12 protein-coding genes are annotated in these 16,176 nt (G+C 43.1%); 10 read left to right on the top strand and 2 right to left on the bottom strand.

What is annotated here, in order from left to right:
• Positions 1-115: 115 nt before the first annotated feature.
• Positions 116-427: a hypothetical protein gene (locus ACTWPM_RS02555; RefSeq protein ID WP_443131494.1), complete on the bottom strand. Its 312-nt coding sequence runs from the start codon at positions 425-427 to the stop codon at positions 116-118.
• Between the two features lie 364 nt (positions 428-791).
• Here ACTWPM_RS02555 and ACTWPM_RS02550 point away from each other — a divergent pair, with 364 nt between their 5' ends.
• Entirely contained in the window at positions 792-1,346 is a 555-nt protein-coding gene (locus ACTWPM_RS02550; protein ID WP_443131493.1) for a DUF7010 family protein, read from the top strand.
• 144 nt (positions 1,347-1,490) lie between these two features.
• Positions 1,491-1,856, top strand: coding sequence for a DMT family transporter (locus tag ACTWPM_RS02545; RefSeq protein ID WP_443131492.1), 366 nt, complete (start codon positions 1,491-1,493; stop codon positions 1,854-1,856).
• Between the two features lie 177 nt (positions 1,857-2,033).
• Here ACTWPM_RS02545 and ACTWPM_RS02540 read toward each other — a convergent pair whose 3' ends face one another.
• A complete protein-coding gene (locus tag ACTWPM_RS02540) occupies positions 2,034-2,480 on the bottom strand; it encodes a hypothetical protein (protein WP_443131491.1) in 447 nt (148 codons plus the stop codon).
• A 391-nt stretch (positions 2,481-2,871) separates the two neighbouring features.
• Here ACTWPM_RS02540 and ACTWPM_RS02535 point away from each other — a divergent pair, with 391 nt between their 5' ends.
• The 8 genes from ACTWPM_RS02535 to ACTWPM_RS02500 all read left to right on the top strand — a co-directional run bounded on the left by ACTWPM_RS02535 (position 2,872) and on the right by ACTWPM_RS02500 (position 15,780).
• Positions 2,872-3,114: a hypothetical protein gene (locus tag ACTWPM_RS02535; protein ID WP_443131490.1), complete on the top strand. Its 243-nt coding sequence runs from the start codon at positions 2,872-2,874 to the stop codon at positions 3,112-3,114.
• 339 nt (positions 3,115-3,453) lie between these two features.
• Positions 3,454-4,449 (top strand): LacI family DNA-binding transcriptional regulator, encoded by a 996-nt coding sequence (locus ACTWPM_RS02530; protein WP_443131489.1) that lies wholly within the window; start codon positions 3,454-3,456, stop codon positions 4,447-4,449.
• A gap of 106 nt (positions 4,450-4,555) precedes the next feature.
• A complete protein-coding gene (locus ACTWPM_RS02525; RefSeq protein WP_443131488.1) occupies positions 4,556-5,908 on the top strand; it encodes an extracellular solute-binding protein in 1,353 nt (450 codons plus the stop codon).
• A 94-nt stretch (positions 5,909-6,002) separates the two neighbouring features.
• Complete coding sequence (locus ACTWPM_RS02520; protein ID WP_443131487.1) at positions 6,003-6,986, top strand: carbohydrate ABC transporter permease; 984 nt, start codon at positions 6,003-6,005, stop codon at positions 6,984-6,986.
• A gap of 5 nt (positions 6,987-6,991) precedes the next feature.
• On the top strand, positions 6,992-7,846 hold the full coding sequence (locus ACTWPM_RS02515) for a carbohydrate ABC transporter permease (RefSeq protein WP_443131486.1): 855 nt from the start codon (positions 6,992-6,994) through the stop codon (positions 7,844-7,846).
• Between the two features lie 82 nt (positions 7,847-7,928).
• Positions 7,929-9,404, top strand: coding sequence for a glycoside hydrolase family 32 protein (locus ACTWPM_RS02510; RefSeq protein ID WP_443131485.1), 1,476 nt, complete (start codon positions 7,929-7,931; stop codon positions 9,402-9,404).
• Positions 9,405-9,416: 12 nt separating this feature from the next.
• Positions 9,417-10,019 (top strand): YesL family protein, encoded by a 603-nt coding sequence (locus ACTWPM_RS02505; protein WP_443131484.1) that lies wholly within the window; start codon positions 9,417-9,419, stop codon positions 10,017-10,019.
• A gap of 97 nt (positions 10,020-10,116) precedes the next feature.
• Positions 10,117-15,780, top strand: a complete 5,664-nt coding sequence (locus ACTWPM_RS02500; protein ID WP_443131611.1) for a GH32 C-terminal domain-containing protein — start codon at positions 10,117-10,119, stop codon at positions 15,778-15,780.
• Positions 15,781-16,176: the final 396 nt, after the last annotated feature.

Raw genomic sequence — 16,176 nt, 5'->3', positions numbered from 1 at the left:
TTATTTTTATATTAAATTAACCTTAAAAAGGCCAGGTTGGAGATCGACGGGGCCTTTAACAAATCGATAGGCAAAATGTTTTTTTTACCTAGGAACTGGACACATTATTAGTAGGTTATTGATTACTTTTCCGTTCCAATTGGCTCCATTCCTCATTAACTGCAAAGGCCAGATCATCATTTCCAAATAAAGATAAGACTTCTAATAAAGTTTCTACAGAGATCTGATGGGCTTCCGTTGGAGGGAGTGTTAGTTCCGCGGCATCTTCCAGGGCAGTATTGGTTGGCTGGTTTGGATAAGCTTTTCGATATACTTCAAAAGGATCCAACTCATTGTTTACACACCATTGAGCAAAAATTAGAATCATCTTTTGTTCATCCTGTTTGTATTGGTGAATGACCTGCTCATCTCTTTCCTTCCGGTCCATTGCTCAGTCCCCCTCAGAATAAATTCGATTTTTACTAGTTAAAAGAATCCTATCTTCTCACTATGCCCAGAAGCATTCAAGTAAAAAGTGGAATACTTTCTTATTATCTATTTTATCATTGGTAGTTCCTGCTGTCTTCTAAGGTTCGTCATCTTACTAAAGTGATGGAGGGGATAGTAAGGACCAATAAATCTTTCGCACTGGCAAATAGATATTAAAGGGGAAGTGTTAGTGGTTATAGAAGATAAGATATGAAACATATCATAATAGAAGACCTTTTTTGCAGAGAGTATGATTAAAAATGAATGAATGCCCAAGTTAGAATTACTAAAAAAATATATTTAATAAACCAGAGGAGGCTAATATGAATATTGAACAGGCAAGACAAGAATTAGCACAGCACAACAAGCGGGGAATTCCGATTCTTTATAGTGCTTTCATTTACTGGGCAGTAATGCTGGGATTAGGGTTTTTCATTGAAAATGTAAAACTGCTTTCTGTGATTTACTTATATGGAACAGGGATGCTGCTCCCAGTAGGGATGTGGATTGCGAAACTAATGAAAATACAGTTGTTTCGTAAGATAAACCCTCTATCTTCGCTTTCTGGAATTCTCGCTTCTACACCTGCTGTAATGGTTCCTTTGACGATTTACATATATTTAACTGATCCGTCAGCTTTACCATTCACAATTGCGATCATTACGGCGGGGCATTTCTTTCCATTTGCCTGGTTGTACCACACCAAAGCCTACGTGTTTCCATCTATTTTTATGATGATTGGGAGCAGCCTTGGGCTCATCATCTGGCCGGACTTGCAATTCTTTATCATTCCGGTTGTCATGATGGTTTGTCTTGCAGGGATCATAGTAGGAGCCATGATGGAAAAGAATACCATGAACTTGGAAGCCTCTGCTTAGTATTTTTTCACAAGGCCCATACTAATCTGTCTCCTTCTCTAATAACTAGTTAATGGAAGAAAAATTCGGGAAAGAATTAAGTACTCCCATTAAAAAAATGACACATTAGAATCTATGATGTACTCATAGAAGGAGGTATATTGTATGGCCTATGTTTACTTGGCTATAGGCATAATTGCTGAAGTGTTTGGTAGCGCAATGCTCAAAGCATCGGATGGTTTCACGAGATTATTCCCTGCAATAGGAGGTGTTGTTGGGTTTGGTACGGCTTTGTACTTCTTATCATTGGCATTTAAATCTATACCTTTAAGTGTTGCCTATGCAACTTGGTGTGGAGTAGGTATAGCAGGTACAGCTTTACTCGGGATATTAATATGGAAAGAAAAACTTAGTTTTATTGGGGTAATAGGGTTGGCTCTAATTGTACTAGGAATAATTTTTGTAAATATTCCTCCTGATAATCATGAGGAAAGTTCATTAGAAGTGGAAGAAACAACAACTTCAGATTAACAACTTACTTCATCATCTTTAAGAATAAGAACCGCCTCGTATTTTCCATATCCCCATATTCTTCGTATTCGAGTACCAACCTAACCAGGTTAAGCCTGGAGAAAACAAACAGAAGCTCGGAAAGTTGATCTCAACCTTTCTGAGCTTCTGTATTAGTGCAATATTTTCTTGGAATAATTATTTTTCCGTTCGCAGCGCCTGCAAAAGGATCTTTTTATGCTGAGGAACCGATTCTCTTAGCTGGTCCGCTGTACAACACCCCGTAAAGTATTGAATCACCAGACCATCAACAAAAGCGATAATTATAGAAGCGCCTTGACCATCTTGTATGACTGGATATTCTTTGTCGGAGTCAAGCTCTTTCAATTTATCCTGCACATGATCCACCATTTCATTGAAAGCGCCACTAAAGGTTGTTTCATAGATTTCCCCTTGAGAGTAACGGCTCATTACGGTTTTAATTGTATCTATATTTTGATCATTATAATCCCAGGAATCGTATAAAAATTGTTCAACGAATGCTTCTACACTCGTCGCCTCATTACCTCTGACTGCTTTTACATAATCATCCTCAAGTCCTTTCAATAACTCATCCATATTTCTATGTGAAATTCTGTGTTCCATTTGATTCATCCTCCTCATGGTGTTTTACTACTCCTTACCTACCCGCCACCATTCACTTTTATTCCTATTTTTAAATACTATTTATTTATACTGATGTAATAAAAGAAATCAGGATCTGTGAGAGGATGTTGTAAAAAGAAAATGTTACTATATCAGATATTATAGAAATGTTTAAAACTAAATTTCTTTCCATATAGGACTGTTTCACTTTATTAAGTATAATGCTCAAATCATATATTAATATATTTAATTACAACTAAAAATTGAAGGGGTCTCATGAACTTCTTAGAAGTGAGTAGTGATTATTCAGCAAAAAAAAGGGTACTTGATATCCAACTCTTCAGCAGTTTATTAGGAAGGAAATATGAATTTTTGAAAGGAGAGAAGATAAATGGAAACTAAAAAATTTCCTTACATAATGTATTGGATTGTAGTAAGCGTTGGTATTTTGTCTTTCATTATGCCTTTATTTCAGGAGTATGGAATTATTACGACTCTAATGATGACATTTCTATGTGGTTTGTTTAGTTGGGTAATAGCAATGGGGCTTGGTAAACGCAAATATATGTATTTAAGCGCTCTACTTTTAGTTAGCCCTTGGTTATTCTTATTGTCTAGAAATTTATTAAATTAGGTTTATTCTTCATTCTTATCGTTTATTCGTTAGAACAATTAAATCAATGGTACAGTTTTGCCAGAGGTGTAAAGGTGATTATTCAGCTATCCTAAGTTGGTCATAATCATGTTATTTTTCTTTGGAACCCTATTCTTTGTGAATGCAGAATATTTTGTATCTGAAAAGTAAAGTGATGGATAAGTTAAAGTTCTAGGATATGATATTTCTGTTGGATAAGACGAAAAATAGCAGGATATTTAAAAAAACACATTGACGAAAACGCTTACAAATAGTATAGTCTACTTAAAGTAATCGATTACGTAAACGATTAAGTGGTTTTAGAAATGAGGATTAACCATGGTTTCCATTAAAGATGTCGCAAAAAAAGCCCAAGTATCTACAGCAACCGTATCTCATGTGATCAATGAGACCAGATTTGTAGCAGATGAGACCAAGCAGAAAGTGTACCTCGCGATGGAGGATTTGAATTACCAGCCTAACCGAATCGCAAGAAGTCTCCGAAGCCGTAAATCGAATACGATTGGACTATTGGTTCCGCTAGTTGCAGAAGATACATCCAATTTCTTTTTCATGAGTATTGCGAATGGGATTGAAAGGGTGTTGAAAGATAACGGGTATAACTTAATACTTAGTAATTCTAATGAAGATGAAGGAACTGAGAAAGATCAAATTCGTGTTTTTAATACGCAATTGATTGACGGATTGGTCATGGCGCCTGTAAATGGGAAAGATTCTGCCTATAAGAAGGAATTAAAAGGAGACTATCCCGTCGTTTATATTGACCGTCATCCGAGCGGTATTGAAGGAGATATAGTTCTAGCTGATAACCTTCGAGGGTCCTATGAAGCTGTCATGGCTCTTCTTAACAAAGGATACGAGCGGATTGGCTTTATTACAGGAACCCTTGGAATTACTACTAGTGATGAACGCTTAAAAGGGTATAAACAAGCGCTGGAAGAAAAAGGGGTCCCCGTAAGGAAAGAGTTTATTAAAGAGGGACCAGCCACATTTGAACAAGGCTATCAATTAGCAAGAGAACTTCATGAAGCAGAAGTATCTGCTTTGTTTGTTGCAAATAATGTTATGACGATGGGAGCTGTTTTTTACCTTAAGGAACGTGAGGTTAAAATTCCTGAGGAAATCGGCATCATAGGATATGACGATTATGATTGGATGAAGATCACTTCACCTCCTTTATCGGTCGTCAGGCAGCCGGCGTTTGAGATTGGAAAAGTAGCCGTTGAGCAACTGCTTAAGAGAATAAATGGGTCAGAAGAGGAATACACAGAAGTCATGCTCGATTCAGAGTTGGTACAGAGAGGTTCTTTTTAACGAGAGCCTTCTCTTTTTAACCATAAAGTAAACGATTACGTAAACGTTTATATGAAATTGGTGGGTAGTTGTTTTGCGTTCAATTATCAAATGGGAGGTACGGAGGATGAAAAAATTATCGTATTTGTTGGCAGGAATTCTTGTAATGTTGATGCTTGCGGCTTGTTCGTATGATAGTTCCGCTAATTCAGAAGAAGATAGTGGCAGTGCGGGGGAGAATGCAACAAGTGACACGGTGGAGACCGGGGCCGTTGATACAAGTGTTGAAGCTACAGGTGATGAAGATGTCATGCTTGATTTTTGGATTCATCAAACGGGTGAAGAGGAAACAAATGCGTACATTGAATTAATTGATGCATTCAACAAAGAGCACGACGACATCCATGTGAACGCAGAAGTTATCATTGATGACGGAGCAAGTGCTTACAGTGACAGTATTAACGCTGCTCTTGTAGCAGGCAACCTGCCGGATGTGATGGCAGTCGATGGCCCTTATGTCTCGAGCTTTGCTGAAGCTGGAGTGATTCAGCCGATTGATGATTATGTTGACGAAGAAACGAAAAGCCAATATGTAGATTCGATTATCCAACAGGGCACATACAACGACAAATTATACTCCTTAGGGGCAATGGAAGCTTCCGTCATGCTTTATTACAACAAAGACTTGTTGGATGAAGCAGGGATTGAGCCGGCTGATTCTATAGAAGAAGCCTGGACGTGGGATGAATTGATGGAGAACTCTAAGAAGCTGACGAACGAAGACCGTTATGGACTGAACTTATTTATGAACTACGGTGTTGGTGAATGGCTGACGTTTATGGGTGCACCGCTTGCCTGGTCTAATGGGGGCGCGTTGATTTCCGAGGACGGTACGAAAGTGGATGGCTATTTAAATAGTCCTGAAACCATTGAAGCTTTAAACTATGTGAAAGAACTATTTGCTGAAGGTGTTGTTACAGACAGTCCTGGTGAAATGCAGTTTGAAGAAGGAAATGCAGCTCTTGCTTTAGGCGGTCCATGGATTGCAGTTTCAGCTGAAGACGCAGGCTTGAACTGGGGGATGATGCCGTACCCTTTCAAAGATGAAAAAGTTTCTCCATCCGGAAGCATGGCTTATGCTGTCACAAATAATACAGAAAATCCTGAAGCAGCTGTCGAGCTTATGAAGTGGATGACGAATGAAGAAGCCACCGTCAAAATCTCGAAAGCTACAGGCATGCCGCCTGCTCAGAAGTCTGCCTTCGAAAACATGGAGAAATTCAATGAGCTTCCATGGAGCGTTATGAAGGAACAAGTCCTTGAAACGGCCCATGCCCGCCCGGCTACACCTGCTTATCCAGTATTGACCGATGCGTTTGCTCAATCCTTCCACGCCGCTGCTCTAGGAGAAGATGTAGAGAGTGTGGTGGAACAGCAGGTTCAACGTGTCGAGCGTGAATTGAAACGTTTTGAAGAGTAGTACGATGATTGGTCGGGGCCTGTGAGTTGCTGCAGGCTCCCTCCGATTTTTAAAAACCGGTCGTCCACGGGTTTGAAAGAGAGGGTGAACCAATATGAAAGGGAATAGTTCTTCTGCGAAACAACTGCCTGTTCATGATGATTATAAGGATCCATCTGAATCATCGATCAAAAAGGTGCCGCCAAAGAGGAAGAAAAGAAGAAAGTCGCAGGCATTCCAAGAAGCGATGACAGGATACTTCTTTCTAGCTCCTGCCTTAATTCTTCTGGGCGTATTCCTTTTGTATCCGATGGGAGCTGCTTTCTATTATAGCTTTACAGATTTCTATATTTTAAAACCGGATGATATTTCATTTGTCGGCTTCGAGAATTTCTCTTATATATGGCAGGATGCTCAATTCCGCCAAGCCTTTTGGAATACCGTTTACTTTTCTGTCATTGTCGTTCCTGTTCAGCTGGCGGTCGCGTTAGGGCTTGCCTTGCTCATTAATAAGAAATTAAAGTTCCGCGTGTTTTTCCGAACGGCCTTTTTCTCGCCTGTCGTGATGTCTTTGGTTGTGGTCTCGATTCTTTGGACGTTTATGTACAATCCAAACGAAGGTTTAATCAACCAGCTGCTCGGACTTATAGGGATTTCTCCACAACCCTTTCTTACAAGCCCTGATCAGGCCATGAATTCCATCATTGTCATGTCTGTCTGGCAAGGGGCCGGTTTCCAGATGATGATCTTCCTGGCAGGCCTTCAAAACATTCCGAACCATTTATATGAAGCGGCAGATATTGATGGAGCAAGCAATTGGCAGAAGTTTTTACACGTGACGCTGCCAGGTTTAAAAAACATTGCCTTGTTCATTTTTATTACGATCAGCATTGCTGCCTTTAAATTACTCGTTCAGCCGATGATTATGACACAGGGAGGACCGCTTGGGTCTACCAAGTCTCTGGTCTATCACATCTATGAAACGGGCTTCAACTATCGAGATGTGGGTTATGCCTCAGCTATGGCCGTCGTCTTTACACTGATTGTCCTTACCATAACCATTATTCAGCGTGTGCTCATTCGTGAGGAGAGGGGGTAAAAGCTATGAAAAGAAAGAAAAGGATTCAGAGAGTCGTCTTATATGTATCTTTGATTCTACTCACATTCATCTTTCTCTTTCCCTTAGTATGGATGCTTGTTTCATCGTTGAAAGATGAATTTCAAATTTTCAGGGATATGAAATCACTGAAAGCCTTTCTGCCGCCGGCTCCGAGTGAAGTCGAAGGGGGATACTTCCACAATTATATCGCAGCTTTTCAACGTGTCGACCTTATGAAGTACATTTTAAACAGCTTGATTTATACAACAGGCATCATTGTCTTTGGGCTTATTGTCAATTCAATGGCTGGTTATGCCCTGGCACGGTTTCGTTTTCCACTGGCTGGTTTCTGGCTTGGCGTCATTATAGCTACCCTGATCATCCCGCCAGAAAGTATTTTTTTACCTCTCTACGTTTTGGTGTATGACCTTGGGTGGGTGAATACTTACACTGGTTTGATTGTTCCGTTTATCGCCAATGCGTTTGCTATCTTTTTATTCCGCCAGTTTTTTCTCGACTTTCCTAAGGAATTGGAGGAAGCAGCCAAGATTGATGGGTGTTCTCAAATCGGAATCTTCTTCCGGATCATTGTCCCGCTTTCTAAACCAGTATTCGCTACTGTGGCGATTGTTCTATTTATCAACCACTGGAATGATTTCCTCTGGCCGCTTGTTGTCGCTTCGGATGAAAGTATGCGTACCATCCAGATTGGACTGCAGTATTTTATGAACGAACCACCAATTAAGTGGGGACAAGTGATGGCTGCTTTAACGATTGCCACTGTGCCGATGCTGTTGATTTTTGCTTTCCTGCAAAGGTATTACGTACAAGGGTTAACACACACAGGTTCAAAAAACTAAATGATTTTCACTCAAATGTCACGCGAAATAAACTTCGCCTGATATGAAAGATTCAATATTGTTGGAAGGAGTGCCATAACATATGATTCAAAACCAGGCGTTGATGACGGATGGGTATTATCAGGAGAGGTATCGGCCTCACATCCATTTCACCCCCGAACAAATGTGGATGAATGATCCTAATGGACTTGTTTACTTTGAAGGGGAATATCACCTCTTTTATCAATATCATCCAGATAGTAAACAGTGGGGTCCGATGCACTGGGGCCACGCTGTTAGTAAGGATCTAATCGTATGGGACCATCTTCCTGTAGCCCTCTATCCAGATGATCTCGGCATGATTTTTTCGGGGAGTGCTGTGGTAGACCACAAGGATACGAGTGGTTTTTTCGATGGAAAACCGGGTCTTGTTGCTGTTTTTACACACGCAGATGGAGATTTACAAAGGCAGAGCATCGCCTACAGTAAGGATCGTGGACGGACATGGGTGAAATATGACGAAAATCCGGTGATTCAAAACCCAGGTATCAAGGACTTTCGTGATCCGAAAGTTTTCTGGCATGAAGATACAGAAAAGTGGGTGATGGTACTTGCTGCAGGGAGAAAAGTTCAATTCTACACCTCGCCTGATTTGAAGCAGTGGACCTATGCTAGTGAATTCGGAGAAGGATGGGGCGAACAAGAAGGTGTTTGGGAATGTCCTGATTTGTTCCCTCTCACGAATGAAACGTCTGGGGAAAAGAAATGGGTGCTGCCAATCGGGATTGATGCAGGCGCTCCTTCAGGTGGATCTGGCACGCAATATTTTATCGGGTCCTTTGATGGCAAGCACTTTGTTCCTCATCAAACAAAAGAAACGGTGCGCTGGCTTGACTATGGAAAAGACTTTTATGCGTCACAGTCCTTTTCCGATATTCCTGGGAGAAGGGTGATTCTTGCCTGGATGAGCAATTGGCAATACGCTAATGATGTGCCAACAGATCCATGGAGAAGTGCGATGACGATCCCAAGGGAATTGACGTTAACTATGGTGGAAGGTCAGGAACGCCTGATACAGAAGCCGATCGCAGAGCTTACAAGATTGATAGAAAAACGAAGGGAGCATAAGCGTTGCTTTCTTAAGGAACAGCAGTCCACCGAGCTATCCCAGCCTGCTTCTCCTTTTATATGGGAATTAGATGTAGAAGTTGAAAAAGGAGGGGTATTCGAAGGTCGGTTATTTGGAAAGCAGGACGCAGGTCTGAAGGTTAAAATTGATCGCGAAAAAAATGTGATATCCGTTCAAAGGGACAGGGCGGAGCTTGATTTCTCAAAGGAATATGTTTGTACGTGTAAGGCACCTTTGAATCGTGATATTTCGTCCTTCCATCTTAAGCTCATCTGTGACCGTTCCTCGGTCGAACTCTTTCTTGGGGATGGAGAAATAAGCATGACGAATTTATACTTACCGGCAGCGAATTATGAAGCTAAGTTAAAGATGGAATCTGTCCGCGGAACGGTAGAGGTGAAAGCCTCGTTGATATTCGAAATGAGATCGATCTGGAATCCAAACGCTTAAAGGAGGATAAAGATGAAAGGTACGGGGAACCTCATCTACCTTGTCTGTGACTGGTTGATGCGGCTTGCGATTTTAAATGTATTGTGGATCGCTTTTACACTGATGGGTGGAGGAGTTTTCGGTATCTTTCCTGCTTCTACCGCCTGTGTAGCTTTATTGAGAGAGTGGATGGCAGATAGGCGTCCTCCTCCGGCAGCGTTTTATTGGAACATTTATAAACGCTCTTTTCTTTCTGCGAATGTAGTGTGCCTAAGTACGTGTGTTGTACTGAGCCTTTTAGGGGTCAACATCTATACAAGTCTTCAGTTCACAGGAATATGGTTCTATCTTTTCTTCAGCGGTACCGTGTTTCTGGGGGGAGGGGTGCTGATGACGGCTATCTTAACGTTCAACCCTCTCAGTCATGGAATGAAGGCAAAAGAAGCTTTAAAAAACGCCCTTCATCTGCTCCTGCTTTACCCTGGGCGGCTGCTTTCTTTTATCGCTGGATTTGTTCTGCTGCTCTTGTGTATTCGGTTCATACCCGGCATCCTGCCGTTGTATTCCGTCAATATCATCTTACTGTTAACCGTACTTTTATTTCCTTTTCAACAAGAAGCTCACAAGCCCGTCTGACTGGATGCAAGAACAGACGGGTTTTCTATGCGTTAAAAATCAGCGCACTTTTTTGACAGCGCTTACAATTTAGAAGGAGGAAGATTATTTGAGACATGTGATTCGTCGGTCCACCACCGTTTTGACGATTGCGATTTTAATCATGGCTTTGTTTCCGACCTATCCAATGGCTGAGGAGGGGGCGCAGGAGAGTCAAGGAACTTCGCCTGATCCATACCGGTCACAATTTCATTATTCACCAGCTGAAAATTGGATGAATGATCCGAATGGATTGGTCTATTATGACGGGGAATATCATTTGTTTTATCAGCATAACCCAACGGGGAATCATTGGGGCCCGATGTATTGGGGGCATGCGGTCACCAAGGATTTAATTAATTGGGAGGAGCTCCCTATTGCGTTGTATCCGGATGAAAAAGGGTATATCTGGTCAGGGAGTGTAGTCATAGATAAACAGAATACGGCAGGGTTCCAAACAGGTGATCAAGCGCCTATGGTCGCTGTCTTCACTCATGAAAAAGCAGGACACCAAACTCAAAGCCTTGCATACAGCAATGATAAAGGACGAACCTGGACGAAGTATGAAGGAAATCCGGTCATGGAAATGCCCGAAGGTACGGATGTTTTTAGAGATCCAAAAGTCTTCTGGCATGAAGCAACAGGTCAATGGATCATGGTCGTGTCCGCAGGGCAGAGCATCGAATTTTACCAATCTGATAACCTGAAAGATTGGCAGCATACCGACACCTTCGAACGTCCGGCAGATGCTAAAGGGGTTTGGGAGTGCCCGGATCTTGTAGAACTGTCGGTCGACGGAGATGAAAATGAAAAGAAATGGGCGCTCACGATGAGTGTGAGTGAAGGTTCTTCAGCCGGCGGTTCTGGTATGGAGTATGTCGTGGGAAATTTCAATGGAGAATCTTTTTCCACAGAAATGAAACCGCTTCCTTTAGATTATGGAGCAGACATGTATGCTGGAGTAACGTGGAATAACCTGCCGAAAGAAGAAGAACGGACGATTTTGCTTGGCTGGATGAATAATTGGCAGTATGGGCAGGACATACCGACGGAAAACTTCCGTGGAGCAATGTCAATTCCGCGGGAATTGAATCTTCGTACAACAGAAGATGGAAGCTACCAGCTCCAACAACAGCCTGTAGCTGAATTTGAACAGCTGAGAGGAGAAACCGTAGAGCGAAAGGATGAAGTAGTGAAAGAAGGAAGTCAGACGCTCGGCGATTCTGTCAATGATTTGCTTGAAATAACCGCTTCTTTTGATATCACTCAGTCCTCTGCGGATTCCTTTGGGTTTACGTTGAGGAACGAAAACGATCAATCGACTAAGATTGTTTATCACACAGAGGAGGAGAAGATCGCAGTGGACCGGACTTCATCAGGGGAGAGTGACTTCTCAGCTGATTTTGCAGCCGTCCATGAAGCACCGCTGAAAGTGGAGGACGGGAAAGTTCAGATGAGAATCCTTCTGGATCGATCGTCTGTGGAATTGTTCGGGAATGAAGGGACGACCGTTCTGACAGACCAGATATTCAGAGAAGATTCCCCTTCCACGCTGGAAATGTTCAGTACTGGAGGAGAGGCGTATCTTAGTCAATTGAAGGTTACGAATTTGAACAAGGCGAACGTGGAACCAATGAAAACGACGATTCCTGAAGACGCTCCGAACACCTTGGAAAATGGGAATTTCGAAACGGGCGATTTAACAGGATGGACGGCGAGCGGAAGTGCCTTCACCCACGGCGTTTCTCAAACAGAAACGTATTGGGACGGCAAACCTTTTGAACAGGAAGGAAAGTACCATCTCTGGGGTTTTTCCGAGAACGTGAGTGATTCCGATTTCCGGACTGGAACGCTTCAATCGGATCTTTTTCAATTAAGCGGAAAAGGGCAGGTTGAATTCTTGATCGGAGGTGGGCAGGATAAGGAGCGCTTGTATGTAGCTCTTGTCCGAGCGTCAGACGGGAAAGAACTCTACAAAGCAACAGGCGCGAACGACGAGAAATACCGCCGCGTCTCCTGGGATGCCAGTGCCTATCTTGGTGAGACTCTATACTTGAAAGTCGTAGATTACCATAGTGGTGGATTCGGTCATATTAACGTCGATGATTTTCAGGTGTATGCAGAAGGAGAGCCGATCAGAGACGATCTTGAGAATGGTGGTTTTGAAACGGGTGATTTAACAGGATGGACCGTCGTTAAGGGAGATGCTTTCAGCCCGGCTGACGTAACCAAGGATACGGATTGGGGCTGGGGAGGCCCGTTCAACCATGAGGGTAACTACCATCTTTGGGGCGCTAAAGACGGTGGCGACGGGCAAACCGGCGTCCTGCGTTCCTCTTCGTTTGTCTTATCTGGAACAGGGAAGATTTCTTATTTGATTGGTGGAGGAAACGACCCTGACGACTTGTATGTAGCCCTTGTACGGGCGGAAGATGATCAAGAATTGTTGAAGGCAACCAATACCGAATGGAACGACTCTGAAGAATATTCGAAAGTCGTTTGGAATGCTTCGCAATATTTAGGAGAAGAAGTGTATCTGAAAATTGTAGACAACTCTACAGAAGGGTGGGGACATATCAATGTAGACGACTTCCAAGTGAAGCAAACCGGTCCGCTTGCTCACTGGTCATTTGATGAACAAGAAGGAAAGGTGACGAAAGAGGAAGTCAGTGGAGAGTCCAATCCTGTGCAGTACGTATTTAATAACGCGGAGTATAAAGCATCCTCTGATCCGTTGTGGAAGCCTGGGTTGGTAGGAAATGCTTTGTTATTTGATGGGTATTCCACGTGGGTGACGCATGCGGACGAACAATTTGTCCAGCCCGAAAATGCCGTTACGATAGAAGGATGGGTAGCTCCACGAGCGTATGAGTGGGGAGATCTTAATCAAATATCAGCGATCGTCAACCAGCATGATGAGTCAAAAGGGGAAGGGTTTATTTTAGGAATGGGCCGTCACGGGAAACTTTCCTTCCAGGCAGGCATTAACGGTGAGTGGCAAGAGGTTTCCGCTACGCCTGAACAAAGATTGGAAAAGGATCAGTGGTCCCATGTGGCCGCTACTTTCGATCGGAATGACCAATCGATGAAACTATATTTGAATGGAGAGCTCGTCGGCCAGACAGAAACCCCCAATGGAAGGATAACAGCTTCCAGTGAAGACCTATTAATTGGAAAACACAACCAGGCAGCACTGATTAATGGGGTGTTTGAGGCCAATATGTTCAATGGTTTGATGGATGAAGTGAAAATTGCAAATGAGGCGAAGACTGCAGAAGAGATTCAGCAAGAGTATCAGTCAATGGTAAAGAACTTCGACGGTCAAACGCTCCCTGAACCATCGATGGACTGGGACCGCACGCGTTATGACGGCGATCAGCATCGACCACAATATCATTTTATGCCTCCGGAACATTGGATGAACGAACCGCACGCACCGATCTATTACAAGGGAAAATATCACATTTTCTATCAAAAGAACCCACAAGGACCTTATTGGCACCATATTCATTGGGGACATGCGGTTAGTGAAGATATGGTGCATTGGGAAGAGCTTCCTACGGCTCTTGCACCTGACGCGGGCACGGTGGCCCCAGACGGGGTTTGGTCCGGCAGTGCAACGCTCGATGAAAACGGGGAACCGGTTTTATTCTTCACGGCAGGGGATGACAGTAAATTCCCGAATCAAATGACGGGGCTTGCCGTTAGTGAGGACCCAAGTGATCCTGAGTTGAAGGAATGGCGCATGCTTGATGAACCCGTAACGGTACAGGAAGAAAACCTTCCAGCAGAAGAGGGTGAAGTGATGTACGGACAGTTCCGAGATCCATTTGTTTGGAAAGATGGAGACACTTGGTATCAGCTGATGGGTTCAGGAATTGATCAAGTAGGTGGAACGGCGCTGCTATATTCTTCAAAGGATTTGGAAAACTGGACTTACGAGAAGCCTTTCTTTACCGGAGATTCAGAAGCCTATCCAAAAACGGGGGATGTATGGGAACTACCCGTCTTTCTTCCGCTCGGAAAAGATGAATCCGGAGAAGAAAAATATGCGTTCTTTATTAACCCATGGTTCGATGGATACAGCCCGCATAATGTCAAATATACCTTCTACTGGGTAGGCACGTGGGATAAGGAAAACTTAGCGTTTGTTCCGGATCATGAAGAACCGAAAATGTTCGACTATGGCGAGCATTTCACAGGTCCAAGCGGCATGGTGGATGAAGACGGAACGCCGATTTTATTCAGCATTGCTCAAGACAAACGAAGCGAGCAAGAACATTATGATGCAGGCTGGGCGCACAATGCTGGACTGCCTGTGGAACTTTCCTTGAGAGACAACAACGATCTCGGATTGCAGCCGATACAGGAACTGGAATCTTTAAGAGGGGAGTCACTGGTATCCTTTGAAAACAAAGGAATGAAAGAAGCGAATGAAATGATTCAGGATGTGGAAGGCGACATGCTTGAAATCATCTTAGACATCGATCCGAAACAAGCGGATAAAGTGGGGATTAAAGTACGTCAGAGTGAAAACGGCGAAGAAGAAACGCTCGTGTATTACGATACCACGGAAGAAAGGTTTGCGATCGACAGGAATCAATCAAGCATGGACCCGGATGTGAGTAAAGGCGTCCAAGATGGAGAATTGAAATTGAACGGTGACCGTTGGCAGCTGCATCTTTATTTAGATCGTTCGATGGTTGAAGCATATGCCAATGGACAGAAGAGCATCACTTCTCGCGTCTATCCCACAAGGTATGATGCGCTTGGCATAGAGCTATGGAGTGAAGGAGGCGACCCAGAGATTGTGTCCATGGATGTCTGGACAATGAACGGTGCCTTCGGGGAGACTGCCCCTGTTTATAAAAAAGAAACTGAAACGGTCCCACCACATGGCGAGCTTGAAAACCATGATTTCCAAACCGGTGACTTATCGGGCTGGAACATCGTAGAAGGAGAGACATTCTCGGATGCGCATGTCACAGCGAAGGACGATTGGGGCTGGGGCGGCCCGTTTGCCCAGGCCGAAGACCAGATAGATCCTGAACGTTATCATCTGTGGGGATTCCTTGAATCAAGCGGTGGCGACGCAGCCACCGGCATTTTAGAATCCCAGGTCTTTGAGCTTGGCGGCAATGGAGCGATTGACTTTCTGATTGGAGGGGGAAACAATATCGATCAATTATCGGTCTCCCTGATCCGTGTCTCGGATGGAAAAGTACTGAAGCAAGCGACAGGAAGAAACCAGGAAACATACCGTCGAGTCGAATGGGATGCTTCTGAGTATGTGGGAGAAAACCTCTTGATTCGCATAACAGACAAAGCAGAAGGAGGATGGGGTCATATCAATGTGGATGATGTCAACGTCCCCGTCGCGTTGAGTGAAGAAGAGAAACTCCTTAGACAGCTGAAGGCGATGGATTTGCAAACAGGAAAAGATCTAGATGAGAAAATTGAACTCTATCAGGATGCAGAAGCGAAAATAGAGGAGAAAGAAGCGACATTCCATACAATCAAGGACGAAATGATAGACTTTCTTGAGAAAAAACTAAAATTGAAGAAAAAGGATTATACGCTCAGTTCGACCCAGCTTCATTTTTATGTGAAGCATGCGATTGAAGAAACAGAAGCCGAACAACCTTCGGATGCAGGAAAAGTCCAGGGGTATGTGATGAAGAGAGTGAATAAACATGCGACAGGCAAAGAAGTTCGCGGGGTCATCGAGAATTACTTGAAATAAGGGAAAAGGTTCTGTCCCAGTTGGGGACAGAACCTTTTTTGAGCAAGCAGCATGTCTTTTTAAGTGCTTTTGATGACCTATAAAATTGAACGACACCCAGTGCATAACATTAACGAAACATGGACCATGCACTGTTGAATAGTCAGTTTTGAACAGATACTGATATTTTTCAAAAAAATAATTTTGCAAGCAGATGAAAACATACAGCATGTTAGATTAAAGTATTTTTCGGAAGGGAACCATTAGATAAAAAACTTATGTGGGCATCGTCACTAAATAAACTACACTAAATTTTTGGAGATGTTATCCAAGGGAATGGTGTACTTAAAGGGCGAGTGGTCAATAAGAGCAAGCTAATTTTTTACAGGCCGGATTATTCACTAGCGAATTTCGAAA

It is taken from the genome of Halobacillus sp. K22 (genome assembly GCF_052246795.1).
In the GTDB taxonomy this organism is placed as follows: domain Bacteria; phylum Bacillota; class Bacilli; order Bacillales; family Halobacillaceae; genus Halobacillus.
This window is presented reverse-complemented; position numbering and strand designations above follow the sequence as displayed.

Coding starts and splice junctions, on each gene's coding strand:
- ACTWPM_RS02530 (WP_443131489.1), top strand. CDS start 3,454: ATGGTTTCCATTAAAGATGTCGCAAAAAAAGCCCAAGTATCTACAGCA.
- ACTWPM_RS02535 (WP_443131490.1), top strand. CDS start 2,872: ATGGAAACTAAAAAATTTCCTTACATAATGTATTGGATTGTAGTAAGC.
- ACTWPM_RS02515 (WP_443131486.1), top strand. CDS start 6,992: ATGAAAAGAAAGAAAAGGATTCAGAGAGTCGTCTTATATGTATCTTTG.
- ACTWPM_RS02525 (WP_443131488.1), top strand. CDS start 4,556: ATGAAAAAATTATCGTATTTGTTGGCAGGAATTCTTGTAATGTTGATG.
- ACTWPM_RS02505 (WP_443131484.1), top strand. CDS start 9,417: ATGAAAGGTACGGGGAACCTCATCTACCTTGTCTGTGACTGGTTGATG.
- ACTWPM_RS02550 (WP_443131493.1), top strand. CDS start 792: ATGAATATTGAACAGGCAAGACAAGAATTAGCACAGCACAACAAGCGG.
- ACTWPM_RS02555 (WP_443131494.1), bottom strand. CDS start 427: ATGGACCGGAAGGAAAGAGATGAGCAGGTCATTCACCAATACAAACAG.
- ACTWPM_RS02520 (WP_443131487.1), top strand. CDS start 6,003: ATGAAAGGGAATAGTTCTTCTGCGAAACAACTGCCTGTTCATGATGAT.
- ACTWPM_RS02545 (WP_443131492.1), top strand. CDS start 1,491: ATGGCCTATGTTTACTTGGCTATAGGCATAATTGCTGAAGTGTTTGGT.
- ACTWPM_RS02510 (WP_443131485.1), top strand. CDS start 7,929: ATGATTCAAAACCAGGCGTTGATGACGGATGGGTATTATCAGGAGAGG.
- ACTWPM_RS02540 (WP_443131491.1), bottom strand. CDS start 2,480: ATGGAACACAGAATTTCACATAGAAATATGGATGAGTTATTGAAAGGA.